We start from the raw sequence: 25,980 nt of genomic DNA, 5'->3' as shown, positions 1-25,980 counted from the left end.
GCTACCATCCATGCAAATCTGCCCGCCAAGGATTACACCATGCCCTATCGAGCGCTCGTCGTGCTGTGCGCCGCCGCCCTGCTCGCCGCTTGCGGCAGCGACCGACCAAAGCCTGAGCAGGCACCAAAGCCCGTGCCGGCCAAGGTGGCGAAAAAAGCCCAGCCACTCGGCCCGCTGCCGGCCTACCAGCGCGAGTTGAGCGGCACGCTGATGGAGATCCCCGCCGGCGCCGACGTCGAACTGGCACTGCTGGTCATCGACGACCGTGGCCGCCCGCAACAACTGCTGGCCAGCAGCACCCTGACCGGCACCGGCCAGGCCCTGCCCTACCAGCTGCGCTTCAACCCCGAAGCCTTCCCCGCCGGGGCCCGCGTGGAGCTGCGTGGCCGCGCCAGCCAGTCCGGCCAGTTGATCATGCACCTGCCACCGGTGCGCATCGCCCAGGCCGAAACCCAGGCCACTGGCCCGCTGCGTTTCGAAAAGGCCCCGTAAATGGCACCGCACGCCCTGCAACAGGCCCTGAGCGGCCTGATCGGCGAAGCGCGCCTGGTGGTCAGCGAGCTGCCTGGATGCGCGCTGAGACTCTGGCTGATCGACGATCAGAACATGGACCGTGAATTCAGCAGCGAGGAAACCCAGCGCATCCTCGAAGAACCGCCCTACTGGAGCTTCTGCTGGGCCAGCGGCCTGGCCATGGCGCGCTACCTGGCCGAGCGCCCGGAGTGGGTGCGTGGCAAGCGCGTGCTGGACTTCGGCGCCGGCTCCGGCATTGCCGCTATCGCCGCGGCCCGGGCGGGCGCGCTCGAGGTGGTGGCCTGCGACCTCGACCCGCTGGCCCTCGACGCCTGCCGCGCCAACGCCGCGCTCAATGGCGTGACGCTGAACTACAGCAGCGACTTCTTCGCCGAGGCCGACCGCTTCGACCTGATCCTGGTCGCCGATGTGCTGTATGACCGCGCCAACCTGCCGTTGCTCGACCAGTTCCTCAGCCGTGGCCGCCAGGCGCTGGTGGCCGATTCGCGCGTGCGCGACTTCAGCCACCCGCTCTACCGCCCGCTGGGCGTACTCGACGCACTGACCTTGCCGGACCTGGCCGAGCCCCACGAATTCCGCCGGGTCAGCCTGTACCACGCGAGTCGCGAGCCTTTATAGTGGTGCCATCCACGGATTTGCGAGAGTCGCGATGAGCCAGGAAACACCTTTTATCTTCGATGCCACCGATGCCACCTTCCAGCAACTGGTCATCGAGAACTCCTTCCATAAACCTGTCCTGGTCGACTTCTGGGCCGAATGGTGCGCGCCGTGCAAGGCACTGATGCCGCTGCTGGCGAAGATCACCGAGGGCTACCAGGGCGAGCTGCTGCTGGCCAAGATCAACTGCGACGTCGAGCAGCAGGTGGTGGCCCAGTTCGGCATCCGCAGCCTGCCGACCGTGGTGCTGTTCAAGGATGGCCAGCCGGTCGATGGCTTTGCCGGTGCCCAGCCCGAGTCGGCCATCCGCACCATGCTCGAGCCCCATGTGCAGATGCCCGCGCCGCCAACCGCCGCGCCACTGGAGCAGGCCAAGGCGCTGTTCGCCGAGAGCCGTTTCAGCGAGGCCGAAGCGCTGCTGCAGGTGCTGCTGGGTGAAGACAACAGCAACGCCGAGGCGCTGATCCTGTACGCCCGCTGCCTGGCCGAACGCGGCGAGCTGGGCGAGGCGCAAGTGGTGCTGGACGCGGTGAAGACCGATGAGCATAAAGCTGCACTGGCAGGTGCCAAGGCCCAGCTGACCTTCCTGCGCCAGGCCGCCAGCCTGCCGGAAGCCGCCGACCTGAAAAGCCGTCTGGCGCAGAACCCGCAGGATGACGAGGCCAGCTACCAGCTGTGCATCCAGCAACTGGCGCGCCAGCAATACGAAGCGGCGCTGGACGGGCTGCTCAAGCTGTTCCAGCGTAACCGTGGCTACGAGAACGGCTTGCCGCAGAAGGCGCTGCTGCAGGTGTTCGAGCTGCTGGGCAGCGATCATCCGCTGGTGGGGGTGTACCGCCGCAAGCTGTCGTCGGCGATGTTCTGATCCTCAAATGCAATCGCGGGGCAAGCCCGCTCCCACGTGTCCATGGCGTGGGAGCGGGCTTGCCTCGCGATCCATATGCTCACCCCCACCCTGAACCCGTGGGAGCGGGCTTGCCCCGCGATGCTTGAGCTCACCCCACCCAGTGATACACCGGCGCATCCACGCCGCTTTCCACCTTCACCTCACTGCTGTGCCGCAGACGCACCAGCAGGCGCTTGCCCGCCGCCGTGCTGCCCGTGAGCCCTTCCAGACGGTCGAGCAACTCGGGCCCGTTCATCTGCCCGGCCTGGCGCAACACATCGCGTGCGGCCATCCACTGCCCATCATCCTGGCGCGGCGCTGGGCTGGCACTCACCGATGCGTTTTCAACCACTGCAGGCTGCTCCAGCCGACGCCCCAACTGCGCCCACTCTTCCGGCGCCAGCTCAATGGTCAAGTCCACCGGCCATTCACCGATCTGTCCGCGAATTCTCACGCTGCCTTCCTCGTACCAGGGCTCAATGCCGTCATGCTCCCACGAACATGAAACCTGTGCCAGGCAGGCTGGCGAGGCGCAGAAAAATTGTTATAACATTACCAAATCATTCAAAGCCGCCCCTGGAGCCGTTCATGCGTCGTCTGCTGCTCGCCCTGCCCTTTGCCCTGCTGCCCCTGGCCGTGGCCGTGGCCCATGCCCACGACGAACATGACCACGACCACGGCACCCTCGCCGCCCACGAGCATGGTGTGGCCAAGCTCAACGTGGTGCTCGACGGCAACACCCTGGAGCTGGAACTGGACAGCCCGGCCATGAACCTGGTCGGCTTCGAGCACGCCGCCAGCACCGATGCCGACAAGGCCAAGGTCGCCGCCGCGCGCCAGCAGCTGGAACAACCGTTGAAGCTGTTCGGCCTGGCCCAGGCGGCCGGCTGCACGGATGAAGCCCAAGAGCTGGAAAGCCCCCTGTTTGGCGACGCCGCCCATGCCGACGACGATGGCGACGCGCACGAACATGAGCACGGCCACCAGCACGCCGATGTGAACGCCCACTACCAGTTCACCTGCGCCACCCCGGCCAAGCTCGCCCAGCTCGACCTTGGCCCGCTGTTCAAGACCTTCCCGCAGACCCAGAAGATCAACGTGCAACTGATCGGCCCCAACGGCCAGAAAGGCGTCGAGGCCACGGCGGCCAAGGCCGTGGTCGCGTTCTGAATGAGCCAGGCGCTGATCGAGCTGCATGATTTGGTGTTCGCCTGGCCCGGCCAGGCGCCGCTGCTGGATATCCGCGAGTTCCGCCTGGAGGCCGGCGAGGCACTGTTCCTCAAGGGCCCCAGCGGCAGCGGCAAGACCACCCTGCTCGGCCTGCTGGGCGGGGTGAACCGCCCGGGCCAGGGGCGTATCCAGTTGCTGGGCCAGGACTTGGCCAGCTTGAGCCAGGGCGCCCGCGACCGTTTTCGGGTCGATCACACCGGGTACATCTTCCAGCAGTTCAACCTGCTGCCGTTCCTGTCGGTGCGCGAGAACGTCGAGTTGCCCTGCCGCTTCTCCAAGTCCCGTGCCGAACGCGCCAGTCAGCGCCATGGCAGCGTCGACCAGGCCGCCGCGCACCTGCTGGCGCACCTGGGCCTCGACGCCCCCGAGCTGCTGACGCGCCGCGCCGGCAGCCTGTCGATCGGCCAGCAGCAGCGCGTCGCCGCCGCCCGGGCGCTGATCGGCCAGCCCGAACTGGTGATCGCCGACGAGCCCACCTCGGCGCTCGATGCCGACACCCGTGAAGCCTTCATCCGCCTGCTGTTCGACGAATGCCGCGCGGCCGGCTCCAGCCTGCTGTTCGTCAGCCATGACCAGAGCCTGGCACCGCTGTTCGACCGCCACCTGTCCCTGGCCGAACTCAACCGCGCCGCCACGCCCCGGGAGGCCTGATGTACCTGCTCCGCCTTGCCCTGGCCAGCCTGGCCAACCGCCGTTTCACCGCCCTGCTCACCGCCTTCGCCATCGCCCTGTCGGTGTGCCTGCTGCTGGCCGTCGAGCGGGTGCGCACCGAAGCCCGCGCCAGCTTCGCCAGCACCATCAGCGGCACCGACCTGATCGTCGGCGCCCGTTCGGGCTCGGTGAACCTGCTGCTGTATTCGGTGTTCCGCATCGGCAACGCCACCAACAACATTCGCTGGGACAGCTACCAGCAGTACGCCAAGGACCCACGGGTCAAGTGGGCCATCCCCATTTCCCTGGGCGACTCGCATCGCGGCTACCGGGTGATGGGTACCACCGGCGACTACTTCGCGCACTATCAGTACGGCCGCCGCCAGCACCTCGAACTGAGCCAGGGCCGGCCCTTCGCTAACGACCCGTTCGAAGTGGTGCTGGGGGCCGAAGTGGCCGACGCGCTGCACTACAAGCTCGGCGACAGACTGGTGCTGGCCCATGGTGTGGCCGCCATCAGCCTGGTCAAGCACGACGACAAGCCATTTACCGTGGTCGGTGTGCTCAAGCGTACCGGTACCCCGGTGGACCGCACCCTGCACATCAGCCTGGCAGGCATGGAAGCGATCCATATCGACTGGCACAACGGCGTGCCGGCGCGCGGTGCCGGGCGTATCAGCGCCGAGCAGGCCCGCGGCATGGACCTGCAACCGGCGGCGATCACCGCGTTCATGCTCGGCTTGAACAACAAGATCGCCACCTTCAGCCTGCAGCGCGAGATCAACGAGTACCGCAACGAGCCGCTGCTGGCGATCCTGCCCGGCGTGGCGCTGCAAGAGCTGTGGAGTTTGATGGGCACGGCCGAGCAGGCGCTGTTCGTGGTGTCGCTGTTCGTGGTGCTGACCGGGCTGATCGGCATGCTCACGGCGATCCTCACCAGCCTCAACGAACGCCGCCGAGAGATGGCCATCCTGCGTTCGGTGGGGGCCCGGCCGTGGCATATCGCCGGGTTGCTGGTGCTCGAGGCACTGGCCCTGGCCCTCGCCGGGATTGTCGCCGGGCTGGGCTTGCTGTATGCCGGGATCGCCCTGGCCCAGGGCTATGTGCAGGCCAACTACGGGCTGTACCTGCCGCTGGATTGGCCGAGTGCGCATGAATGGACGCTGCTGGCTATCATCCTCGGCGCGGCGCTGCTGATGGGCAGCGTGCCGGCCTGGCGCGCCTATCGGCAGTCGCTGGCCGATGGGCTGTCGATTCATCTTTGAGAACCGGTAATGATCATGCACCCCAACGGCCTCTTCGCGGGTAAACCCGCTCCCACAGAGACCACGCAGATCCCTGTGGGAGCGGGTTTACCCGCGAAAAGGCCAGTAATGCAAACGCTGCTGATCCTGCTGTTGGCGGTTGCCATGCCGCTCTGGGCCAGCGAGCCCCGCGAACTGGACTGGCCCGCACTGATCCCCGAGGGCGCGCCGGTCATCCCGCCGCAACTGGCCCCGCTGCACGACCTGTCGCAGATCGGCAGTGCGCTTTCCGAGTCGGCCCCTGCCGCGCGCCAGCAGGCGCCCGACGCGCCAGTGGTCAAGGCGCTCGATGGCCAGCAAGTGAAACTGCCCGGCTACATCGTGCCGCTGGAGGTCAGCGAAGAAGGCCGCACCACCGAGTTCCTGCTGGTGCCCTACTACGGCGCCTGCATCCATGTGCCGCCACCGCCGTCGAACCAGATCGTGCATATCTTCAGCGAGATGGGCGTGCGCGTCGAAGACCTCTACCAGCCTTACTGGATCGAGGGGACGATGCAGGTCAAGGCCAGCAGCAGCGAACTGGCCGATGCCGGTTACCAGATGGAAGCGCAGAAAATCTACGCCTATGAGCTGAAATGAGCACTGCCAGGGACCTATGACACGGCTTCGTTGAGCTGGGTCAAACTTTCTGTTTAGTCAGCTTCGTACCATTGGACTACTCGATTACTCACGTCCTTTGGGAGCTTCCATGAACAAGTCCTTGCTCAGTGCCTCGCTCGTCGCGTTGGCGCTCGCGGCCCCTGTTGCCCACGCCCACCAGGCGGGTGATTTCATCATCCGTTCCGGCGCCATCACCACCGCGCCGAACGAGAACAGCGGCGACATCAAACTCGATGGCGCCAAGGTGTCGGGCACCAAGGCAACCCTGGACAGCGATACCCAACTGGGCCTGGCCTTCGCCTACATGCTCACCGACCACATCGGCCTGGAACTGCTGGCCGCCACCCCGTTCAAGCACACCGTCGGCGTGAAAGGCCTGGGTGCCGGCCTGGACGGCAAGCTGGCCGACATCAAGCAACTGCCACCGACCCTGTCGCTGCAGTACTACCCGATGGACGCCAGCTCCAAGTTCCAGCCTTACGCCGGCGTGGGCCTGAACTACACCCTGTTCTTCGATGAAGACCTGAGCAGCAACCGCAAGGCGCAAGGCTTCAGCAACATGAAGATGAAGGACTCGGTCGGTCTCGCCGGCCAGCTGGGCATGGACTACATGCTCACCGAAAACCTGCTGTTCAACGCCGCGGTCTGGTACGTCGACATCGACACCAAGGCCACCATCGACGGCCCGAGCGCCCTGGGCGTGGGCAAGACCAAGGTCGACGTGGACGTCGACCCGTGGGTCTACATGGTGGGCCTGGGCTACAAGTTCTGACCCGGCACCGCCCGACAAGCCCGCTCGCCCGAGCGGGCTTTTTCATTGCGGCCCAGCTGCCACAGGTACACCCAGTAGCCCAGGGCCAGGCCACTGATGCCGGCCCCCAGCCCGCACACCGCGCCCCAACCCCATTGCCCATAGATCCAGGTCGCGGCCACCGCCCCCAGCCCGCTGCCCAGCGAGTAGCAGCACATGTAGGCGCCGATCAGCCGGCTGGCCATTTCGCCACGCCCGGCCAGCAGCAGGCTCTGGTTGGTCACGTGCACCGCCTGCACGGCGAAGTCCAGCAGCAAGACGCCCACTACCAGCGCCAGCAACGAGTGCTCGAGCAGGGCAATCGGCAACCATGACAACACCAGCAACCCCAGCGCCAGGCCGGTAGTCTTCTGCCCTTGCCCACGGTCGGCCAGGCGCCCGGCCCGTGCGGCCGCCAGTGCACCGGCAACCCCAGCCAGGCCGAACAGGCCGATCTGGGTATGGTCCAGCGCCAGCGGCGCGGCGCTCAGGGGCAGCACCATGGCACTCCACAGCACACTGAAGGCGGCAAAGATCAGCAGGGCGAAGGTGCCCCGCTGGCGCAACAGCCGGTCATGGCGGTACAGCGCGAACAGCGAACCCAGCAGAGCCGGATACCCCTGTCGCATGCCGCGCACTGGCGCCTCGGGCAAACGCCAGCCGAGCAACAGCGCCATCAGCAAGGCAAGGCCCGCAGCCACCAGATAAACCGTCCGCCAACCCGACAGATCGGCCACCAAGCCCGAGGCCAGGCGTGCCAACAGGATACCCAGCACCACACCGCTGGTGACCGTGCCCACCGCCTGGCCCTGCTGTGCGGGCGTGGCCAGTGTGGCGGCGTGGGCCACCATCACCTGCACCACCACCGCCATCAGCCCGACCATGCCCATGGCCGCCAGCAACATGGCCCAGTCAAGGCTCGACGCCACCGCCAGCAGGGCAACGGCCGCCAGCAGCAGTTGCATGAGGATCAGCCGCTTGCGCGCGAACAGGTCGCCCAGCGGTACGATCAGCAGCAATCCTGCGGCATACCCGGCCTGGGTCGCGCCGACCACCAGGCCTACCTGCGCCTGGGCGATACCCAGGCTGCTGGCCATGGACTCCAGCAGCGGCTGGGACAGATACACGGTGGCCACCGCAAGGCCGCAGGCGACCGCCAGCAGCAGCGTCAGGCTGCGGGTCAATGGCGGCGGTACAGATGAGGCAGATGTCATTGCACAGTCCTCGGCAGATTCCGGTTTCGTTTTGAAACCACAACTGGATTTCTAGCAAATGTGGTTTTAATCTGCAACCAACCTTGATCAGGAATGGCCTCATGCTCGACGACAACAACCAGCAATGCCCCGTGGCCCGCGCCCTGGAAGTGCTCGGCGATCGCTGGGCGCTGATGATCCTGCGCGATGCCTTCGATGGCCTGCGCCGCTTCAGCGAATGGCAGAAGAACCTGGGGCTGGCGAAGAACATCCTCGCCGCGCGCCTGAAGCTGCTGGTCGAGGCCGGCCTGTTGGCGCAACAACCGGCCTCCGATGGCAGTGCCTACAAGGAATACGTGCTGACCGAGCAGGGGCGTGCGGTGTTCCCGATCGTGATCGGCCTGCGCCAGTGGGGGGAGCGGTATCTGTTCACGGAAGGGGAGTCACGCTCGCAGCTGGTCGATGATCGCGGCCAAGAGCTGGAGACGCTGCAGGTGCGGGCTGAGGATGGGCGAGTGGTGGAGCCGGAGCGGTGCCAGCGGCGGTTGGTTCGGCATGGGTGATGGCCTGTGAGGCGATCCCCACGCAATGGACTTGAACGTCCGCTCTAGGAGCAACTGTCTTGTACTGCCTGCGTTTAACTCATCGCAGGCTGCACCCTCACAGTTACAACGCTTGCCGTCAAAGCGGCGCGTGTCCTGTGGGAGCGGGTTTACCCGCGAACACCGGCAGAGCCGGTGCCATCCACCGCGCCGCCTGCTTCGCGGGTAAACCCGCTCCCACAAGAATTACGCTGCCCCTGTGGCCGCCGGCCTCAGGCCTTGCCGAGCAACCGTGCCACGCCTTCAACAAAAGGCGTTGGCTCCGGGAAGTCGAAGCGCGCCAGCAGCCGCGCATTGTCCGCCCGCGAATGGCGGATATCCCCGGAGCGCGCCGGGCCGTGGCTGATCGGCGGCAGGCTGCCGATCACCTGTTCCAGTGCCTTGAGCAACTGGTTCAGCGAAGTCGCCTGGTTCAGGCCGATGTTCACCGCGCCCTCTTCCACCACCGGCTGCTCCAGCGCCTGGACCATCACCTGGACCAGGTCACCGACATACAGGAAATCACGGGTCTGTTCGCCATCGCCGAACACCATGATGGGTTTGCCGCTGGTGGCACGCTCGCAGAAGATGCTGATGACTCCGGAATACGGCGAGGACGGGTCCTGGCGCGGGCCGAAGATATTGAAGAAACGGAATACCACCGGCTCCAGGCCGTGCTGGCGACGGTAGAAATCCAGGTATTGCTCGCTGGCCAGCTTGTCCACCGCGTACGGCGTCAGCGGCGCCTTTGGCGTGTCTTCGGCGATGGACTGGCCTTCGCCATTGTTGCCGTACACCGCCGCGCTGGAAGCGAACAGCACCCGGCGAACGCCATGCTGACGCATCGCTTCACAGACGTTGAGGGTGCCGATGAAATTGCTCTGGTGGGTTTTTACCGGGTCCTCGACCGACGCCTGCACCGAGGCCACCGCGGCCAGGTGCACCACGGCCCGGCAACCGGCAGCGGCGCGCGCGACCAGGGCCGCATCGGCGACATCGCCCTCGATCAGTTCCAGTTGCGGGTGGCCGAGTTGCAGGTTGCTGCGCTTGCCGGTGGACAGGTCATCGAGAATGCGTACCGCGTAGCCTTTTTCCAGCAGCGCATCGCACAGGTGGGAGCCAATGAAGCCGGCACCGCCGGTGATCAGGATGGGGGCGTCAGCCATGTCGGTAGAAACGGTCCAGTAGGGGCGGCAAGCCGGCACGCCAGGCGCGCGGCTTGATGCCGAAGGTGTGAAGGATCTTCTTGCAGGCCAGCACCGCATGCTGCGGCTCTTCGCTGGCATCCGGGCGCGCGGCATGGGCCTGGGCGGTCGGTTGCTGCACGGCCAGCTTGTGCCACTGCGCGGCTTCGCCGAGGATCGCCTGGCCCAGCGCCAGCGGCGTGGTGGCCTCGTTGCCGGCGTAGTGGTAGGTGCCCCACAGCGGCGCCTTGCAGTCGAGCTGCTTGAGCACCGAAAGGATCACCCGCGCGGCGTCGTCCACCGGCGTCGGGTTGCCGCGCCGGTCATCGGCCAGCAGCAGCTCCTGGGGTTGTTCGGCGCGGGTCAGGAAACGCCCGAGCGCACCGTCGCGGCTTTCGTCCAGCAGCCAGCCAAAGCGCAGCAGCACATGCTGCGGGCAGGTGGCGCGCACGCTCTGCTCGATGCGCCACAGGGCCTGGCCGCGCAGGCCGAGCGGCACCGGCTCGTCCTTCTCGCTGTAGGCCGTGGCGCGCGAGCCATCGAATACCCGGTAGCTGGAAGGCTGCACCAGGACCATTTCGTGGTGCTGGCACAGCTCGGCCAGCCGCTCCACCGCACGCTCCTGCTGGGCCAGGCGCTGTTCGCTGACCGACTCGGCCTGGAACCAGTCGAAGTAATAGGCAAGGTTGACCACCGCGTCGGGGCGGTGCTCATCGAGCAACAGGGTCAGGCTGGCCGGGTCCCAGCCGTTCTCCGGCGGACGCGGTGCCAGGAAGGCGATGTCTTCCTCGGCGCCAAGACGAATCAGTGCTTGCCCGAGGGCATTGCCTCCACCCAACAGCATCAGGCGCATACGCATAGGGTCAACAAGTCCGCTCAGATCGATGGAGGAAAGGGGGCATTTTGCGGTTTCCGGCAGGGGAAGTCCAACGTAGGCCGGGTCGCAGGCGTACAGTGCGCGGTTCCCCCTTGCCCGACAGCTACTTATACTGCGCCAGGCCTGCACAAGGAGATGTTCATGGACGCCGAATCGACCACCGCGCAACGCGCTCTCTGGCAGTACGACGAACCCGCCCCCGGCGCCGAGCGCTTCATTGACGAAGCCTTCGACGGTTATCGCCAGCAGGCCCGCCTGCTGTTGCCGGACAGCGAACGGGCGCCACCGGTGTTCGTGGTCGGCGGTGCCCGTTCGGACTTCACCCGGCTCAACCCGCTGCTGTACCGCCTGCAGCAGCAGGGTATCGGCTCGCTGACCGGCAACTTGTCCGGCCACAGCCTGGCCAGTGAACCGGGGGCCAGGGATGCCTCGCTGGCCAGCAACCTTCAGGAAGCCTTGCGCTTCCACCAGCACCTCGACAGCCGCAGCGACACCCTGATCGGCCACAGCCTGGGCGGCGCCATCGCCCTCAAGCTGGCGGCGCAGCGTCCGAACGTGCGCAAGCTGGTGCTGATCTGCCCGGCGGTGTACCCCGACGCGGCCCACAGCGCACCCTTTGGCCCGGCGTTCACGGCGGCGATCCGCAAGCCCTACGCTTTCCTCGACTGCGACAGCTATGCCTTCCTGCGCCAGTTCCAGGGCCGCGTGCTGCTGGTGATCGGCGAATACGACGGGCTCAACTCGCGGGTGCATGGCCAGGGGGCCGGGACGTCGGCGGGGGTGCGGCGCATGGCGGGGGTCGAGCGTTACAGCCCGATCCCCGAGGAAGTGACCCACAGCCTGCTGCGCTCGGTGCCGGCGCCGTATGTGGAATGCCTGATGCTCACCGACTGCGACCATGGCATTGCCGCCCACCTGCGTGACCGGCCGGAGGTGGCGGATCAGGTGGCGCAGGCGGTGGGGGCGTTCATTCTGGAATAACGCGGGTCTGCGGCATTCATGTGGTTGCGTGGGAGCGGGCTAATCGCGGGGCAAGCCCGCTCCCACGGCACATTCAAGGAAAGCAGACGGTACTACTCGATCTCGAACAGGCCGTTGCTGATCGAACCCGCGCTCAGGCGATCGCGGATATCGTCGTCGATACGCGGGTCATCCGGGCGATACAGGCGTACCTGGCGGAAGGCGTTGATCCGGTTGATCTCCTCACCCAGGTACTCCCAGACCACGCGGGTGCACGCCGGGTTACGCCGGTCGCCGCTGGACACGCCGGTTTTCAGGCCATTGAGGCGGGTGATTCGGCTCTTGAAGCTGGGGATGAGGATGGTCTGGCTCATCTCGTTCAAGGTCAGCGACTCGTAGTCGACCAGGAACAGGCGATCCTGCAACTGGAACGCCGCCCCCAGGTAGCGGCAGCGCACCTCGGCGTGGGGGTCGGTGGCGCTGCTGCGCTCCTGGCGCTCCTGACGCTCGAACAGGTAGCGCTCACGCTCTTCGCGCAAGTGCACCAGCGACACCAGGATCAAGCCTGGCACCGACATGCAGTTGGAGTATTCGAAGTAGTAACCGCAGTAGCGCGACAGGTTGACCACATGATCGTTGAGCGGCTTGAACAGCTCGCTGATCGGGTTGTTCTGCTGCGCGGCCGGGTTGCGCGCGCCGATCAGGCGGGCGAACTGTTCGGGCGGCAAACCCAGCTCGTAATCCTCCACACCGAAGAAGTCACCGATGCGCTTGAGGTTGTACGGCGTCGGCCGGCTTTGCCCACTGAGGTACTTGTTGAACTGCCCGCGGTTGATCGACAGCTGCCGGCAAACCTCCGAGATAGAGCGGTAGTGGCTACAGGCCAATTTGAGGTTGTCAGCGAAGTGATCGCCCATGATGCCGGGGTCCAGATGATGCGAGTGATGCAATTCTAGCATCAAGTCGCACCAAAACAGAGCAACCCGCGAAATTGTAACCGCAGTTGTCATGACCCACCCTGCGCCCCAATCAATCGCGGTGCGCCTGCCGTCCGCAGATTTTCCACACGAACAATAAGAATCGAGGTCATTTCAAAATGCTCGAAGCACTCAACGATTTCCTCTCGGGGAAGCTCCTCATCGTGCTGATCGTCGGTCTCGGCAGCTACTTCACCATCCGCTCGCGGTTCGTGCAGTTCCGCCACTTCGGCCACATGTTCGGTGTGTTCAAGGAATCCCTGCGTGGCCAGGCAGGCCAGCTGAGCTCGTTCCAGGCCCTGATGCTGAGCCTGGCCGGCCGCGTCGGCGCCGGTAACATCGCCGGTGTCGGTATCGCCGTGACCCTCGGCGGCCCTGGCGCCGTGTTCTGGATGTGGGTCACCGCACTGGTGGGCATGTCCAGCAGCTTCTTCGAATGCACCCTGGCCCAGGTCTACAAGCGCGCCGACGGCGACGGCCTGTACCGCGGCGGCCCGGCGTACTACATCCAGCACGGCCTGAAGCTGAAAAGCATGGCGATCGTGTTCTCGATCCTGCTGCTGGTCACCTACGGCTTCGCCTTCATCGGCCTGCAGTCGTACACCGTGACCCACTCGCTGCAGAACGCCTTTGCCTTCGACCCACGCCAGACCGGTATCGTCCTGGCCGTGCTGCTGGCCATCACCTTCATCGGCGGCATCAAGCGCATCGCCGCGGTGTCCGACCTGCTGGTACCGGTCAAGACCCTGGCCTACATCGGCGTGACCCTGTACGTGATCGGCACCCAGATCGAGCACGTGCCAGCGATGCTGGAAACCATCTTCAAGAGCGCCTTCGGCCTTGACCCTGCGTTCGGCGGCCTGCTCGGCAGCGCCATCGTCATGGGCGTGAAGCGTGGCGTGTTCGCCAACGAAGCGGGCCTGGGCAGTGCACCGAACGTCGCCGCCGTAGCTGCCGTGAAGCACCCGGGCGCCCAGGGCGTGGTCCAGGCCTTCAGCGTGTTCCTCGACACCTTCGTGATCTGCACCTGCACCGCGCTGCTGATCCTGCTGTCGGGCTTCTACACCCCAGGCTTCGAAGGTGACGGCATCGTCCTGACCCAGAACTCGCTGGCTGCCGTGGTGGGTGACTGGGGCCGCATCTTCGTCAGCGTCGCGCTGTCGCTGTTCGTGTTCACCTGCATCCTCTACAACTACTACCTGGGCGAGAACAGCCTGCAGTTCCTGACCCGCAACCGCGTTGTGCTGATGACCTTCCGCGGCCTGGTGCTGGCACTGGTGGTCTGGGGTTCGATGCAGGACCTGTCGACCGTGTTCGCCTTCGCCGACATCACCATGACCTGCCTGGCCTTCGTCAACCTGGTGGCCCTGGCCCTGCTGTTCAAGGTCGGCCTGCGGGTGATGCGCGACTACGACGCGCAGCGCAAGGCTGGTATCAAGCAGCCGGTGTTCGACTCGAGCAAGTTCGCCGACCTGGACCTGGACCGTGCCGCCTGGCCGGCCAATCCGCAGGTTGAAACAGCCACTGACAAAGCCGCCGCACCGGCGCACGCTCAGCGCTGATATTCTCCCCTGCCCCAGCCGCCCCGTTCGTGGGCGGCTGACTCTTTCTTCGTCTTCAGGCCCCCTCGCCGGCAAGCCGGCTCCCACAGGGGATCGCGCTGCCTCGGGCATCCGCTGCGACAGGGCCTGACATCGCTACGGAATGTTCCAATGCGTGCAGTCAAGAATCTCCTCGTCCTCTACACCGGTGGCACCATCGGCATGCTGCAGTCCGCCGAAGGCCTGGCGCCAGCCGGCGGTTTCGACGCACGCATGCGCGAACACTTTGCCGCTTGCGCCGATGCCCCCCAGTTGCCCTGGACCCTGCGTGAACTGAACCCGCTGATCGACAGCGCCAACATGCAACAGGCCAACTGGCTGGCAATGCGCGACGCCATCGTCGAGGCGGTCGAGCAGCAAGGCCACGACGGTGTGCTGGTGCTGCACGGCACCGACACCCTGGCCTACAGCGCCGCGGCCCTGTCGTTCCTGCTGCTGGGCCTGCCGGTGCCGGTGCTGCTGACCGGCTCGATGCTGCCGGCCGGCGCGCCGGACAGCGATGCCTGGGCCAACCTGATCGGCGCCCTGCGCCTGTTCGAAAGCGGCCTTGAAGACGGCGTGCAGCTGTACTTCCACGGCCAGCTGTTGCACGGCTGCCGTGCGTCGAAGCTGCGCAGCGAGGCGTTCGACGCCTTCACCGTGCTGCCTCGCCATCGTGAAGGCGAGCGCGCAGCGGAACTGCCGACTCGCCTGGACTACCGTCAGCAGCGCCAGCCGGTCAAGCTGGCGGTGATGCCGGTGTTCCCGGGCCTTGCCGCCGAGCACCTGCGCGGCCTGTTCGACAGTGGCGTGCAGGGACTGGTGCTGGAGTGCTATGGCAGCGGTACCGGGCCATCCGACGACCAGGCGCTGCTCGATGTGCTGCATGACGCCCGCCAGGGCGGCGTGATGATCGTCGCCATCAGTCAGTGCCCGGAAGGTTCGGTGGTGTTCGATACCTATGCCGCCGGTAGCCGCCTGCGCGATACCGGGTTGGTGAGTGGCGGTGGCATGACCCGTGAGGCAGCGCTGGGCAAGTTGTTTGCGCTGCTGGGGGCTGGGTTGGATGCCGATGCGGCTGAGCATTGGTTTGCGCTGGATCTGTGCGGGGAGCGCGCATAAACGCATAGGCCGTCAGTACGCCATCGCGGGGCAAGCCCGCTCCCACGAGCCCGCTCCCACGGCTGGCCACTGGCTCGTGGGAGCGGGCTTGCCCCGCGATCGTTTGTACGGCGGGAAAAGTGGCGGAAGGCAGCGGGAGTCGAACCTGCCCGGGAACGGATGCCGTCCCCAACCGGGTTTGAAGCCCGGCCGCGCCACCGGGCGCGATTGCCTTCCTTGGATCGTTCAGTGCCCGGCCTGCTGCTGGGCCAAGGCACTGTCGCTGCGAATGTAACGCTGGTCGGCGACCCTGCGGGTCAGGCCGATGCGGTCGAAATATTCGAGGATCTGCACACTGCGCTTGCGACCGATGCCCAAGCTGTCGCGAAACGCGGCGACCTGTACTATCGGCGATCCCGCCGCCAGCTGCAACAGCAGCTCTGCCATGCGCCTTAGCGTGTCCTGCGGGTAGAACAGGTCACGCACCACCTGGTGCACCACGCCCAGCCTTGCCAACTTGCGCAGCAACAGCCGCACTTCGGCCTCTTCGCGCTGCAGTTCCCCGGCCAGGGTCCTGACCCACGGTGGGTCGTACTCGCCCGCCAGCAGGCACGGTTGCAAACGCGCCCACAAGGCCGCATCGGCTTCGCTCAATTGAACCTTGTGATCCGGCAAGTGCAGCCAGGGCCCACTGCTGCCGATCGCGCCGTCACCTAGCAGCTCATCCAGCAGGCTGACGAACGCCGGGCGCTCCAGCGGCGTGGCGCAGAAGCGGCGTAGCCGGTCACGGTCGGGGCCGAGCTGGTCGGGCTCCTGTTCGTGGAACTGCGCCAGGCGCGCCAGCAGCTGTTGCTTGAGTGCCTGCCATTGCTCACGGGCGAACAACAGCTGGCCTTGGCGCGTGGCGATCACCACGACGTGGTCCGGCAGCTGCCAGGTTTCACGCCGACGGTTGAACTGGCGCTCCAGGCGCTGCGGGTCGAGCCCTGCGGGGGCGGTTTCGAGCAGCGCGGGCAAGGCCTGCTCCAGGCCGATGGCATCACGCAGCACCTGCAACTGGCGCAAACGCACGTCACTGCGGCGTTGCCGGCTCGGGGCGAACGGGTCGAGCACCCGGCCGCCACCCAAGGTGCGTTGGGCACGCTGGTCGCGCAGCACCAGGCGATCACCGTGCACCGCCTGCAAGGGTGCATTGAGCAGCAACTGGGCGAACATGCGCTCGCCGGCGCCCAGCTTTTCACCTTCCAGCAGCGCCACCCGGGCCGTCACGTCCTGGGTGCCGAGGTGCACGTGCACCGCGCTGAAATGTTCGAAGGTGCGGGTTTCCGTGGGCAGCAGGTTCAGTTCGATATCGACCCGCACGCTGGGCGCATGCAGCCACTCGGGCAGCAACCAATCGCCACGGTGCACCTGCTCGATCGCCAGGCGTTCGCCAGTGATGTTCAGCGCTACCCGCTGCCCGGCTTCGGCCACGAGCGCTGTCTGGTTCTGTGCGTGCAATCCACGTACGCGCACCGGTTTGCCGGCCTTGCCCAGCAGCAGGGTGTCGCCAGCACTGACCTGCCCGGCCAACGCCGTCCCCGTGACCACGATACCCGCGCCGGACACGGCAAAGACGCGGTCCACGGCCAGCCGAAAGCCCCCGCGCGCACTGCGCCGATGCACCTGCCGTTCAGCCTCGAGCAATGCCTTGCGCAACGCCTCGACCCCTTCGCCGCTCAAGCTCGAAACCGGGAACTGCAGCGCCCCCGCATAGGGCCCGGGCGCCAGCAGTTCGGCAACCTGCGCCTGCACCTCGAGCAGCCGCGCCGGCTCGACCCGGTCGCACTTGCTGATCGCCACCAGCGCCTGAGGGATGCCCAGCAATTCGATGATCGCCAGGTGCTCGCGGGTCTGCGGCATGACCCCGTCGTCGGCGGCCACCACCAGCAGCACCAGGTCGATGCCGTGGGCGCCGGCCAGCATGTTGTGGATAAAGCGCTCATGCCCGGGCACGTCGATGAAGCCGGTCAGCGGCGCGCCCTCGGCCAGCGCCGCGTAGCGGTAGCCGAGGTCGATGGTCATGCCTCGCGCGCGCTCCTCCTGGCGGGTGTCGCCGGCCTGGCCGGTCAGGGCTTGCAGCAGCGCGGTCTTGCCATGGTCGATATGCCCGGCGGTGCCGACGATCACTGTACCGGCCCCAGTTGCAACGCCGGCAGTTGCGCCAGCCACTGGGCCTCGTCATCGAGCTGGCGCAGGTCGAGCCACAGGGCATCGTCGTCGATGCGCCCGAGCACCGGCACCGGCAAATCGCGCAGGGCCCGCTCCAGCACATGCAGGCTGCGGCCACGCAGCTTCTTCGACACCTGCGGGCGCAGGCACAGGGCGGCACTGGGCAGGCGCGCCACCGGCTGGCTGCCGCTGCCGATCATGCCCAGGGCCGGCTCCACGCTGACGGCCCATTGTTCACCCAGGTGGGCCTTGAGGTCGGGGGCCAGGCGCAGTGCCTGGGCCTGGATTTCAGCCTGGCTGCGGGTCAGCAGGCGCAGGCTGGGCAGGCGTTCGGCCAGGCGGTCGGGGTTGCGGTACAGCGCCAGCACCGCTTCCAGCGCGGCGAGGGTGATCTTGTCCACGCGCAGGGCGCGCTTGAGCGGGTTCTTCTTGATCTTCGCGATCAGCTCCTTGCGCCCGACGATGATCCCGGCCTGTGGGCCGCCGAGCAGCTTGTCGCCGCTGAAGGTGACGATATCGGCGCCGTCGGCCAGGGCCTGGCGCACCGTCGGTTCGGCCGGCAGGCCCCAGCGGGTGAGGTCGAGCAAGCTGCCGCTGCCCAGGTCTTCGAGCAACGGCAACTGGTGTTGGTGGGCAATGCGTGCCAGCTCGGCGGTGGGCACCTGGGTGGTGAAACCCTGAATGCTGTAGTTGCTGCAGTGCACGCGCATCAGCAGCCCGGTGCGCGGGTTGATCGCGCCTTCGTAGTCGCGGGCATGGGTGCGGTTGGTGGTGCCGATCTCGTGCAGCTTCACGCCGGCGCGGGCCATGATGTCGGGGATGCGGAAGGCGCCGCCGATCTCGATAAGCTCGCCGCGGGAGATGATGCCTTCCTTGCGCGCGCCCAGGCTGTTGAGCGCCAACAGCACGGCGGCGGCATTGTTGTTGACCACGGTGACCGCTTCGGCGCCGGTCAGCTCGCGGATCAGGCCTTCGATCAGGTCGTCGCGGTCGCCGCGCTTACCGGTGGCCAGGTCGAATTCCAGGTTGAGCGGGTAACGGGCGGCGGTCTGCATGGCCTCGACGGCCTCTTCGGGCAGCAATGCCCGGCCCAGGTTAGTGTGTAGTACCGTGCCGGTGAGGTTGAACACCCGGCGCACCTGGCTGCGTTGCTGGATGGCCAGGCGCTCGCCGGTGCGGCCCAGGAGGACTTCGGCGGTCAGTTCGGTGGCACTCAGTTGGCCGAGGCGCGCAGGCTCGCGCAGGTCGTCGAGCAGTTGGCGCAGGGTAGCCAGCGTGGCGTCACGGCCGTGGCGGTCGATCAGGGGGGCGCAGGCGGGATGGCGCAGCAGGGTGTCGATGGAGGGCAGGCGTGGGGTGGCGCTGGCGGGGCTTGAAGACATTCGGTACTACCTATGACTGATCCGTTGTCTGGTCCGGCCCTATCGCGGGGCAAGCCCGCTCCCACGCAATAGATGAGATCGGCGTGGGAGCGGGCTTGCCCCGCGATAGGGCTCAACTCGATTGCAGTGTAGACACTACCCCGGCGCCAGCAGCAGGTTCGGCGCCAGGCGATGGAAGCCCTCCTCGTCCAGGCGGATGTCCAGCGCCAGGCTCGCCAGGTCGTCGGCCAGCGGTTCGGCGGCGGCGTCGTTCTCCAGGTAACACTGCTTGAGGTAGCTCTCGCACCCCGGGCAGCACTCGGCGCGCAGCGGCGCCTTGCCGGCGGCGTAGCGGTCATCCTCGAAGTGGCTGTAGCGCAAGTCCTTGCTCGACTCGCAATACACGCATTTGACCCGCACCACATGCCATTCGCAGGCACACAGCGAGCAGGCCAGGTAGCGCAGGCCATTGTGTTTGCCGCGGTTGCGCACCATACCGGCCATGGCCGGCGAACCGCAGGCCGGGCATTGCGCCAGGCTGCCAGCGGGCTTGAGCTCGGGTTCGGGCAGCGCCAGCAGCCAGCTCGACCAGGCCGCCTGCAACGCGGCGCCGATGAAGGGCACCAGCGCCGCCGGCAGCGCATCGTACTGGCCACCCAGCAAGGCGATGCCCCAGCCCTTGCGCTGGCTGTCGTCAGCATCGCGCAGGGTTTGCAGCGCATCGGCCAAGGGGCCCTCGGCGTCGACCTTGAAGTGCTCGAGCAGTACCTGCAACCACGGCAGCCACGGCCCTTCGCGCACCAGGCTGTCCGCCGCCAGCGGCGGCAGGCCATGACTTATGCACAGGCGCTGGCGCTCTTCGGCCACCGGCAAGGCGCCGGGCGGGTTATCCACAAGCAGCTGCTGGATCCGACAAAGCTGCGCCACCCATTGCAGGTACTCACCCAATGCGTTGCCCTCGGCCAGGTGCTCCAGCCGCGCAGCGCGCACCTCGAAGAGGTTGGCGGGGGGCAGGTGCAGAAACGGCGGCATCACTGCCGACGCTTCGATCTGCCCAGGTTCGAGAATCGTGCTCAAACGGTCATCCTTCCTTACGGCCGTGATTGCCCGGCGTCTTGTCGCCGGTCACATCGCGGTACCAGAGTTCATGGTGCTTGCGTGCCCAGGCGCGGCTGACCCAGCCATGCAGCATGGCGCCGATCGAGCCCTTGATCCAGATCCCGGCATAGATATGCACGATGATGCTGAGGATCAGCACGAACGCCGCCAGGGCATGCAACAGGGCCGACAGGCGTATGACGTCGATGCCGAACCAGTGGCTGAAGTACGCCCGCCAGATCACCACGCCGCTGACCAGCAGCACCAGCATGCACGCCAGCAGTGTCCAGAACAGCAGCTTCTGCCCGGCGTTGTACTTGCCCACCGGCGGTACGCCCTCTTCCTTGTTGAGCATCACCCGGTCGACGCGGCGCAGCCACAGGCGGTCGTTGGCGGTGATGAAGTTGGCGCGCCAGAAGCGCAAAACCAAGCCGAGGAAGAACACGAACATCGCCACGCCGATGAACGGGTGCAGGATCCGCGTCCACGGCCCGCCGCCGAACAGGTGGCTGAGCCAGAACAGCGCCGGGTGGAACAGCGCCAGCCCCGACAGGCCGGCCAGCACGAACAGGATCGCCACCACCCAGTGGTTGCTGCGTTCGTTGGCGTTGTAGCGCAGGATCGGTTTGTCGTCGTTCATGGCCGCTGCTCCCCCTGCCCGCCGGGGCGGTTCGGATCATAGACATGCACCGCCGGATCTACCTGGTGGACCGTGTTATCCACAGGCGCCGGGTGTTCGTCCTCCTCGACCCGCTGCGGCCCGACGCGCACGTAGTGGAAGAACCCGGCCAGCACCGCCGCACCCATGGCCAGCAGCGCCAGCGGCTTGGTGAAGCCCTTCCACAACCCCACCAGCGGGCTGATCACCGGCTGGTCCGGCAGGCCGGCGTAGATCCGTGGCGTGTCGGCGTGGTGCAGCACATACATCACGTGGGTGCCGCCGACGCCATCCGGGTCGTACAGCCCGGCGTTCTCAAAGCCGCGCGACTTCAGATCGACAATGCGCTCGTCGGCATGCACCTTCATCTCTTCCTTGCTGCCGAAGACGATCGCCCCGGTGGGGCAGGTTTTCACGCAGGCCGGCTCCAGGCCCACGCTGACGCGGTCGGAACACAGGGTGCACTTGTACGCCTTGTGGTCCTTCTGCGAGATGCGCGGGATGTTGAACGGGCAGCCGGTGATGCAGTAGCCGCAGCCGATGCAGTGGTCCTGGTTGAAGTCGACGATGCCGTTGGCGTGCTTGATGATCGCCCCCGGGCTCGGGCAGGCCTTCAGGCAACCAGGGTCGGCGCAATGCATGCAGCCGTCCTTGCGGATCAGCCACTCCAGGTTGCCGTCGTCGCGCTCGTGCTCGGTGAAGCGCATCAGGGTCCAGGTTTCGGCGGACAGGTCCTGGGGGTTGTCGTAGGTGCCGTGGTTGTGGCCCACCTCGTCACGCAGTTCGTTCCACTCCGAGCACGCCACCTGGCAGGCCTTGCAGCCGATGCACTTGGTGGTGTCGATCAGCTTGGCGACCTCCTCCTGCTGGCGTACCGAGGGCGGCACGGTGGTGGTGGCGGAGCGGGCAATGATGTCTTGGCTGGCCATCAGAGTTTCTCCACTTTGACGAGGAACGACTTGGACTCCGGCGTCTGGGTGTTGCCATCACCGAGGAACGGCACCAGGGTGTTGGTCAGGTAGCCGTGCCGCGTGCTGCCGGTGAAGCCCCAGTGCAGCGGGATGCCGATCTGGTGCACGGTCTGGTTGTTGACCTGCAGCGGGCGGATCCGCTTGGTCACCACCGCCACCGCGTCGATATGCCCGCGCTTGCTCGATACCCGCACCCGGTCACCGGCCTTGATGCCTTTCTCATTGGCCAGCACCTCGCCGATTTCGACGAACTGCTCGGGCTGGGCAATGGCGTTGAGCCGGCAATGCTTGCTCCAGAAGTGGAAGTGCTCGGTCAGCCGGTAGGTGGTCGCCGCATGGGGGAACTCGTCGTGGGTGCCGAGGGTGTCCCACACCGAATCGAAGATGCGCCCGGCCGGGTTGCTGGTGGCCTTCTTGTTCTGCGGGTGCAGCGGGTTGATCCCGATCGGCGTCTCGAACGGCTCGTAGTGCTCGGGGAACGGGCCCTCGGCCATCTTGTCGATGGCGAAGAACCGGGCCACGCCCTCGGGGTTCATGATGAACGGGTTCATCCCCGCTTCCGGCGGCGAATCGACCTTGAAGTCCGGCACATCGGTGCCGGTCCAGGCCTTGCCGTTCCACCACACCAGGCGTTTTTTCTCCGGGTCCCACGGCTTGCCTTGCGGGTCGCTGGAGGCGCGGTTGTAGAGGATGCGGCGGTTGGCCGGCCAGGCCCAGGCCCAGTTCTGCACCTGATGCATGCCGTACGGGTCGCTGTTGTCGCGCCGGGCCATCTGGTTGCCCTGCTCGGTCCAGCTGCCGGCGAAGATCCAGCAACCGGAGGCGGTGCTGCCGTCGTCCTTCATCTGGGCGAAGCCGGCGAGCTGTTGCCCAGCCTTGAGCGTGGCGCCGCTGGCGTCGGTGAGGTCGCTGACCGCCCAGCCGTTCATCTCCTTGGCCAGCTCTTCGGGGGATGGTTCTTCAGGGACCTTGTAGGGCCAGCTGATGCTGAGCATGGCGTCGGGGTAAGCGCCGCCCTCGGCCTGGTAACGCTTGCGCAGGCGCAGGAACAGTTCGCTCATGATGTGCACGTCGGTGCGGGTTTCGCCCGGGCCGTCGGCGCCCTTCCAGTGCCACTGCAACCAGCGGCTGCTGTTGACCAGCGAGCCGTCTTCCTCGGCAAAGCAGGTGGTGGGCAGGCGGATCACCTCGGTCTGGATGTTGGCCGTGTCGACGTCGTTGAACGGGCCGGCGTTGCGCCAGAACTCGGAGGTTTCGGTGGCCAGCGGGTCCATGATCACCAGCCACTTGAGCTTGGCCAGCGCGGCGGTGACGCGGTTCTTGTCCGGCAGCGCGGCAATCGGGTTGAAGCCCTGACACATGTAGCCGTTGACCTTGCCCTGGCCCATCATCTCGAACATGCGCAGCACGTCGTAGGCCGGCACGTCGAGCTTGGGCAGCCAGTCGTAGCCCCAGTTGTTTTCGGCGGTGGCGTTGGCGCCGTACCAGGCCTTCATCAGGCTGACGTGGAACTTGCCGTAGTTTTGCCAGTACGACAGTTGGCCGGGGCGCAGCGGTTTGGAGGCGCGCTTGTCGATGTAGGCGGCGTAGTCCTGCTCGGCATCGCCGGCCAGGGTGAGGTAGCCCGGCAGCGAATTGGACAACAGGCCCAGGTCGGTCAGGCCCTGGATGTTGGAGTGCCCGCGCAAGGCGTTGACCCCACCACCCGGCATGCCGACGTTGCCCAGCAGCAACTGCACCATGGCCGCGCTGCGGATGATCTGCGCGCCGATGGAGTGCTGGGTCCAGCCCAGGGCGTAGAGGATCGTCATGGTCTTGCCCGGCACCGAGCAGGTGGCGATCTCTTCCCAGACTTTCATCATCTGGTCCTGGGGCATGCCGCAGGTCATGCTCGCCAGCTCCGGCGTGTAGCGGCTGTAGTGCTGCTTCATCAGCTGATAGACGCAACGCGGGTGCTGCAGGGTCGGGTCGACCTTGGCAAAGCCATCCTCGCCCAGCTCGTAGCCCCAGCCGGACTTGTCGGCATACACGCGCTTGGCCGCGTCGTAGCCGCTGAACAGCCCGTCCTCGAAGCCATAGCTCTCTTTGACGATGAACGACACGTCGGTGTAGTTGCGCACGTACTCGTGCTGGATCTTGTCGTTGCTCAGCAGGTAGTTGATCAGCCCGCCCATGAAGGCGATGTCGCTGCCGGTGCGAATAGGAGCGTAGTAATCGGCTACCGAAGCGGTACGGGTGAACCGCGGGTCGACCACGATCAGCCGCGCCTTGTTGTGCGCCTTGGCTTCGGTCACCCACTTGAAGCCGCACGGGTGCGCTTCAGCGGCGTTGCCGCCCATCACCAGGACCAGGTTTGCGTTGGCGATGTCAGACCAGTGATTGGTCATCGCGCCACGGCCGTACGTCGGGGCAAGACTTGCCACCGTCGGGCCGTGTCAGACACGCGCCTGGTTATCGAACCCCAGCATGCCGGTCGAACGGATCACCTTGTGCGTCAGGTAGCCCGCTTCGCTGGAAGCGGCGGACGCAGCGAGGAAGCCCGTGGTGAGCCAACGGTTGACCGTCTGGCCCTGGGCGTTCTTCTCGATGAAGTTGGCGTCGCGGTCCTTTTTCATCAGGTCGGCGATGCGGTCGAGGGCTTCGTCCCACTCGATGCGGGTCCATTCCTTGCTGCCCGGCTTGCGGATCTCGGGGTACTTGAGGCGGCTCGGGCTGTGGATAAAGTCCAGCAGGCCAGCGCCTTTGGGGCACAGGGTGCCGCGGTTGACCGGGTGGTCCGCGTCGCCCTCGATGTGGATGATGCTTTGTTTGACGTTTTTGCCCGTATCGCCCTGGCTGTACATGATCAGGCCGCAGCCGACCGAGCAGTAGGGGCAGGTGTTACGGGTTTCTTTGGTGTGCGCCAGCTTGAAGTGGCGTATCTGCTCGGCGAATGCGGGGGTTGGGGCCATGCCCAACGCCGCAAGGCTCGAGCCTCCAAGGCCGACGGCGGCGACCTTGAAGAATTGCCGACGGTTGAGGTCCATCGTGCACTCCTGATCAGGTTCTCGGGCGCGCGGGACATGGCCGGCGCCTCAGGGACTTCACGGTGGCGGCAAGCATAGGCCGCCAACGGTTAAGACTAGTCAAGAATCAGGGAAGTGCGCTGACGTGGGTCATGGAACCGGCGAGGTTGGGGGCTTTGGGGCGCAACATTTTTGCGATGGCGGGGCTGGCCCAATCGCTGGCAAGCCAGCTCCCACAGAAACGAGGCCTGCCCTGCTTTTGTGGGAGCCGACTTGCCGGCGATTGTCAGGCAAAGGCACCGTTGAGCATGCGCCACGCGAACGGATTCCAAAATGCCGGACAAGCCCACCTCAGCTGGCGACACCGCTTTTCGGGCCACTGGCGATCAATGCGGCGCCGCAGGCGGTCTTGTGGCCATCGAGGGCGACCGGGGTGCCGTCGACGTTGTAGGTGGCGCTGCCTTCGACGATGGGGAACACGCCCTTGCACAGCGGGCAACTGACCATGTGCCCGACACCGGCGATGGGCTTGCCGTTGACGTTGGTGTTGCCGAAGGAGCCGAGCACCTTGCCACCGTGGGTGGTGGAATCGCCGAGGCGGATGATGTCTTTCATGGGGGGAACTCCGTGTCAGATAAGATGGCGTCGATGCCGGTGGCAAAGCCTAACATGGCGTGGCAGATCAGAGGCTATAGGCCAGCAGTCCGATTGATGTGCTGAGGGTGACAAGGGCAGCCCGTCAGGACACGGAGAGTTTTACCACCGAGCCATCGGCCACTCCTGCCATCTGCCGTGCGATGCAACCCCGGTAGCGCATGCCCTCGATGGCATTGCCCGCGCGCAGGTTATCCACCGAGAACGAACCACCGAAGGCAAACCCGGTGAGTGGCAGCAATCTCTGGCCCTGGGCCAGGGGGCCGTGCAGCGCTTGCCAGGCGTTCGCCAGGGGCCAACCGGTCAGCACCTTGTAATCGGCCAGAACTGCTGCTGCCCAACCCTCCAGGTCATTAGCCAGGTATTCGAACCCGCCTGTTTCCGGGTCGAATGTGTACACCTGGCCCTGGCGCAGGCAGAACTGCACACCGAAGACGTCCTCGGCGAAGAACAACACTGGCGCTTCCTCCAGTTCAGGAAATTCGAAGCGCCACAATTCCGGGTCATTCCACTGCTGCAGGCTGGGTTCGCTGCCCGGCGCGGTGGCCCCTGTGGCGAACACATGCAACGCGCTTTCAAAGGCGTAGAAGCCATTGCACCGCAAGAGCAGGCTTTCGAGCTCATCGGCCCGCGGGCCCGCCAGGGCGCGACTACGTGCATCAAGCGTATCGGGCAGGGCCAGGGGCTCACCTGCGATCGACAACAGTTTTTCCAGGCGAGTTTTCTGAATGTCCGTCAATTCAACTTTCCTTCGTTGTGCAGCATCAGCGTCTGCATCCGTGTAAACCTGCCATGCATCGGACAAGGTCGCTCGCGAGCCATAGCCCAACAAATGCATCTCGGTTTGTGGGAATTGCTATTGGCACTTCCCTTTGGAAATGCGAGGGACCGTGCAGCGCGACTAACGGCAGCGAGCT

At 66.1% G+C, this 25,980-nt stretch carries 25 protein-coding genes and 1 tRNA gene; 12 read left to right on the top strand and 14 right to left on the bottom strand.

The genetic code is table 11. The features are described from left to right. The first annotated feature begins 39 nt into the window (after positions 1–39). Genes RTH46_RS16450 through trxA form a run of 3 tightly spaced genes read left to right on the top strand, consistent with a single transcriptional unit; the run spans position 40 to position 2,056 of the window. Positions 40–492, top strand: coding sequence for a YbaY family lipoprotein (locus tag RTH46_RS16450; RefSeq protein ID WP_316906124.1), 453 nt, complete (start codon positions 40–42; stop codon positions 490–492). Next, positions 493–1,152 (top strand): class I SAM-dependent methyltransferase, encoded by a 660-nt coding sequence (locus RTH46_RS16445; protein ID WP_316906123.1) that lies wholly within the window; start codon positions 493–495, stop codon positions 1,150–1,152. It begins immediately after the preceding gene. A gap of 31 nt (positions 1,153–1,183) precedes the next feature. Beyond that, positions 1,184–2,056: a thioredoxin gene (gene trxA / locus RTH46_RS16440; protein ID WP_316906122.1), complete on the top strand. Its 873-nt coding sequence runs from the start codon at positions 1,184–1,186 to the stop codon at positions 2,054–2,056. A gap of 130 nt (positions 2,057–2,186) precedes the next feature. On the opposite strand, the gene RTH46_RS16435 is transcribed toward trxA, so the two are convergent. Further along, the gene (locus RTH46_RS16435; RefSeq protein ID WP_316906121.1) at positions 2,187–2,531 is read right to left on the bottom strand and encodes a hypothetical protein; all 345 of its coding nucleotides are present in this window, start codon (positions 2,529–2,531) and stop codon (positions 2,187–2,189) included. A gap of 134 nt (positions 2,532–2,665) precedes the next feature. Between RTH46_RS16435 and RTH46_RS16430 the strand changes: the two genes are divergently transcribed. The 5 genes from RTH46_RS16430 (at position 2,666) to RTH46_RS16410 (ending at position 6,634) form a co-directional block, all read left to right on the top strand. After that, positions 2,666–3,247, top strand: coding sequence for a DUF2796 domain-containing protein (locus tag RTH46_RS16430; RefSeq protein WP_316906120.1), 582 nt, complete (start codon positions 2,666–2,668; stop codon positions 3,245–3,247). Then, positions 3,248–3,958: an ABC transporter ATP-binding protein gene (locus RTH46_RS16425; RefSeq protein WP_153787686.1), complete on the top strand. Its 711-nt coding sequence runs from the start codon at positions 3,248–3,250 to the stop codon at positions 3,956–3,958. Next, a complete protein-coding gene (locus RTH46_RS16420) occupies positions 3,958–5,223 on the top strand; it encodes an ABC transporter permease (protein ID WP_316906119.1) in 1,266 nt (421 codons plus the stop codon). The genes RTH46_RS16425 and RTH46_RS16420 overlap by 1 nt, the downstream gene beginning before the upstream one ends. Positions 5,224–5,331: 108 nt before the next feature. Continuing rightward, a complete protein-coding gene (locus RTH46_RS16415; protein ID WP_153787684.1) occupies positions 5,332–5,841 on the top strand; it encodes a DUF3299 domain-containing protein in 510 nt (169 codons plus the stop codon). 109 nt (positions 5,842–5,950) lie between these two features. Further along, positions 5,951–6,634: an OmpW/AlkL family protein gene (locus tag RTH46_RS16410; protein WP_153787683.1), complete on the top strand. Its 684-nt coding sequence runs from the start codon at positions 5,951–5,953 to the stop codon at positions 6,632–6,634. Here the strand turns inward: RTH46_RS16410 and RTH46_RS16405 are convergent. Further along, positions 6,622–7,866 carry an MFS transporter gene (locus tag RTH46_RS16405; RefSeq protein ID WP_316906118.1) on the bottom strand — a complete coding sequence of 415 codons (1,245 nt, stop codon included), beginning with the start codon at positions 7,864–7,866 and terminating at the stop codon, positions 6,622–6,624. The two genes, RTH46_RS16410 and RTH46_RS16405, sit on opposite strands and share 13 nt — an antisense overlap. Before the next feature lie 101 nt (positions 7,867–7,967). On the opposite strand from RTH46_RS16405, the gene RTH46_RS16400 reads away from it, so the two are divergent. Beyond that, positions 7,968–8,408 carry a helix-turn-helix domain-containing protein gene (locus tag RTH46_RS16400; protein WP_316906117.1) on the top strand — a complete coding sequence of 147 codons (441 nt, stop codon included), beginning with the start codon at positions 7,968–7,970 and terminating at the stop codon, positions 8,406–8,408. 251 nt (positions 8,409–8,659) lie between these two features. Here RTH46_RS16400 and RTH46_RS16395 read toward each other — a convergent pair whose 3' ends face one another. Next, positions 8,660–9,592, bottom strand: a complete 933-nt coding sequence (locus RTH46_RS16395; RefSeq protein WP_279846228.1) for an NAD-dependent epimerase/dehydratase family protein — start codon at positions 9,590–9,592, stop codon at positions 8,660–8,662. After that, positions 9,585–10,469, bottom strand: coding sequence for a sugar nucleotide-binding protein (locus tag RTH46_RS16390; protein WP_153787797.1), 885 nt, complete (start codon positions 10,467–10,469; stop codon positions 9,585–9,587). Before RTH46_RS16390 ends, RTH46_RS16395 begins: the two co-directional genes overlap by 8 nt. Before the next feature lie 159 nt (positions 10,470–10,628). Here RTH46_RS16390 and RTH46_RS16385 point away from each other — a divergent pair, with 159 nt between their 5' ends. Next, positions 10,629–11,468, top strand: coding sequence for an alpha/beta hydrolase family protein (locus RTH46_RS16385; protein ID WP_316906116.1), 840 nt, complete (start codon positions 10,629–10,631; stop codon positions 11,466–11,468). Between the two features lie 92 nt (positions 11,469–11,560). Here RTH46_RS16385 and RTH46_RS16380 read toward each other — a convergent pair whose 3' ends face one another. Next, on the bottom strand, positions 11,561–12,364 hold the full coding sequence (locus tag RTH46_RS16380) for a helix-turn-helix domain-containing protein (protein WP_110993334.1): 804 nt from the start codon (positions 12,362–12,364) through the stop codon (positions 11,561–11,563). Positions 12,365–12,543: 179 nt separating this feature from the next. Between RTH46_RS16380 and RTH46_RS16375 the strand changes: the two genes are divergently transcribed. Both RTH46_RS16375 and RTH46_RS16370 read left to right on the top strand, forming a co-directional pair. Further along, entirely contained in the window at positions 12,544–13,986 is a 1,443-nt protein-coding gene (locus RTH46_RS16375) for an alanine/glycine:cation symporter family protein (RefSeq protein ID WP_153787799.1), read from the top strand. A 150-nt stretch (positions 13,987–14,136) separates the two neighbouring features. Further along, a complete protein-coding gene (locus RTH46_RS16370; protein WP_316906115.1) occupies positions 14,137–15,126 on the top strand; it encodes an asparaginase in 990 nt (329 codons plus the stop codon). A gap of 120 nt (positions 15,127–15,246) precedes the next feature. Here the strand turns inward: RTH46_RS16370 and RTH46_RS16365 are convergent. From RTH46_RS16365 to RTH46_RS16325, 9 genes are all read right to left on the bottom strand, one after another. Continuing rightward, a tRNA-Sec gene (locus RTH46_RS16365) sits at positions 15,247–15,342 on the bottom strand. Positions 15,343–15,351: 9 nt separating this feature from the next. Then, entirely contained in the window at positions 15,352–17,274 is a 1,923-nt protein-coding gene (gene selB / locus RTH46_RS16360) for a selenocysteine-specific translation elongation factor (protein WP_316906114.1), read from the bottom strand. Next, positions 17,271–18,698: an L-seryl-tRNA(Sec) selenium transferase gene (gene selA / locus RTH46_RS16355; RefSeq protein WP_316906113.1), complete on the bottom strand. Its 1,428-nt coding sequence runs from the start codon at positions 18,696–18,698 to the stop codon at positions 17,271–17,273. The genes selB and selA overlap by 4 nt, the downstream gene beginning before the upstream one ends. Before the next feature lie 135 nt (positions 18,699–18,833). Beyond that, positions 18,834–19,754 carry a formate dehydrogenase accessory protein FdhE gene (gene fdhE / locus RTH46_RS16350; RefSeq protein WP_153787803.1) on the bottom strand — a complete coding sequence of 307 codons (921 nt, stop codon included), beginning with the start codon at positions 19,752–19,754 and terminating at the stop codon, positions 18,834–18,836. 4 nt (positions 19,755–19,758) lie between these two features. Further along, a complete protein-coding gene (locus RTH46_RS16345) occupies positions 19,759–20,415 on the bottom strand; it encodes a formate dehydrogenase subunit gamma (protein ID WP_153787804.1) in 657 nt (218 codons plus the stop codon). After that, a complete protein-coding gene (fdxH, locus tag RTH46_RS16340; RefSeq protein WP_279846222.1) occupies positions 20,412–21,362 on the bottom strand; it encodes a formate dehydrogenase subunit beta in 951 nt (316 codons plus the stop codon). The genes RTH46_RS16345 and fdxH overlap by 4 nt, the downstream gene beginning before the upstream one ends. Beyond that, entirely contained in the window at positions 21,362–24,430 is a 3,069-nt protein-coding gene (gene fdnG / locus RTH46_RS16335; RefSeq protein ID WP_316906112.1) for a formate dehydrogenase-N subunit alpha, read from the bottom strand. Before fdnG ends, fdxH begins: the two co-directional genes overlap by 1 nt. Positions 24,431–24,760: 330 nt before the next feature. Then, a complete protein-coding gene (locus RTH46_RS16330) occupies positions 24,761–25,024 on the bottom strand; it encodes a PAAR domain-containing protein (protein ID WP_011531938.1) in 264 nt (87 codons plus the stop codon). Between the two features lie 124 nt (positions 25,025–25,148). Continuing rightward, positions 25,149–25,868, bottom strand: a complete 720-nt coding sequence (locus RTH46_RS16325) for an SMI1/KNR4 family protein (RefSeq protein WP_316906111.1) — start codon at positions 25,866–25,868, stop codon at positions 25,149–25,151. Positions 25,869–25,980 lie beyond the last annotated feature (112 nt).

The organism is Pseudomonas sp. zfem004 (assembly GCF_032621715.1).
GTDB lineage: Bacteria > Pseudomonadota > Gammaproteobacteria > Pseudomonadales > Pseudomonadaceae > Aquipseudomonas > Aquipseudomonas sichuanensis.
This window is presented reverse-complemented; position numbering and strand designations above follow the sequence as displayed.

Excerpts from the sequence above, each read along its gene's own strand:
- RTH46_RS16330 (WP_011531938.1), bottom strand. The coding sequence starts at position 25,024 with ATGAAAGACATCATCCGCCTCGGCGATTCCACCACCCACGGTGGCAAG.
- RTH46_RS16370 (WP_316906115.1), top strand. The coding sequence starts at position 14,137 with ATGCGTGCAGTCAAGAATCTCCTCGTCCTCTACACCGGTGGCACCATC.
- RTH46_RS16405 (WP_316906118.1), bottom strand. The coding sequence starts at position 7,866 with ATGACATCTGCCTCATCTGTACCGCCGCCATTGACCCGCAGCCTGACG.
- RTH46_RS16345 (WP_153787804.1), bottom strand. The coding sequence starts at position 20,415 with ATGAACGACGACAAACCGATCCTGCGCTACAACGCCAACGAACGCAGC.
- RTH46_RS16390 (WP_153787797.1), bottom strand. The coding sequence starts at position 10,469 with ATGCGTATGCGCCTGATGCTGTTGGGTGGAGGCAATGCCCTCGGGCAA.
- RTH46_RS16420 (WP_316906119.1), top strand. The coding sequence starts at position 3,958 with ATGTACCTGCTCCGCCTTGCCCTGGCCAGCCTGGCCAACCGCCGTTTC.
- fdxH (WP_279846222.1), bottom strand. The coding sequence starts at position 21,362 with ATGGCCAGCCAAGACATCATTGCCCGCTCCGCCACCACCACCGTGCCG.
- selA (WP_316906113.1), bottom strand. The coding sequence starts at position 18,698 with ATGTCTTCAAGCCCCGCCAGCGCCACCCCACGCCTGCCCTCCATCGAC.
- RTH46_RS16385 (WP_316906116.1), top strand. The coding sequence starts at position 10,629 with ATGGACGCCGAATCGACCACCGCGCAACGCGCTCTCTGGCAGTACGAC.
- RTH46_RS16395 (WP_279846228.1), bottom strand. The coding sequence starts at position 9,592 with ATGGCTGACGCCCCCATCCTGATCACCGGCGGTGCCGGCTTCATTGGC.
- RTH46_RS16445 (WP_316906123.1), top strand. The coding sequence starts at position 493 with ATGGCACCGCACGCCCTGCAACAGGCCCTGAGCGGCCTGATCGGCGAA.
- RTH46_RS16400 (WP_316906117.1), top strand. The coding sequence starts at position 7,968 with ATGCTCGACGACAACAACCAGCAATGCCCCGTGGCCCGCGCCCTGGAA.
- RTH46_RS16425 (WP_153787686.1), top strand. The coding sequence starts at position 3,248 with ATGAGCCAGGCGCTGATCGAGCTGCATGATTTGGTGTTCGCCTGGCCC.
- RTH46_RS16415 (WP_153787684.1), top strand. The coding sequence starts at position 5,332 with ATGCAAACGCTGCTGATCCTGCTGTTGGCGGTTGCCATGCCGCTCTGG.
- trxA (WP_316906122.1), top strand. The coding sequence starts at position 1,184 with ATGAGCCAGGAAACACCTTTTATCTTCGATGCCACCGATGCCACCTTC.
- RTH46_RS16375 (WP_153787799.1), top strand. The coding sequence starts at position 12,544 with ATGCTCGAAGCACTCAACGATTTCCTCTCGGGGAAGCTCCTCATCGTG.
- RTH46_RS16430 (WP_316906120.1), top strand. The coding sequence starts at position 2,666 with ATGCGTCGTCTGCTGCTCGCCCTGCCCTTTGCCCTGCTGCCCCTGGCC.
- RTH46_RS16410 (WP_153787683.1), top strand. The coding sequence starts at position 5,951 with ATGAACAAGTCCTTGCTCAGTGCCTCGCTCGTCGCGTTGGCGCTCGCG.
- RTH46_RS16380 (WP_110993334.1), bottom strand. The coding sequence starts at position 12,364 with ATGGGCGATCACTTCGCTGACAACCTCAAATTGGCCTGTAGCCACTAC.
- RTH46_RS16450 (WP_316906124.1), top strand. The coding sequence starts at position 40 with ATGCCCTATCGAGCGCTCGTCGTGCTGTGCGCCGCCGCCCTGCTCGCC.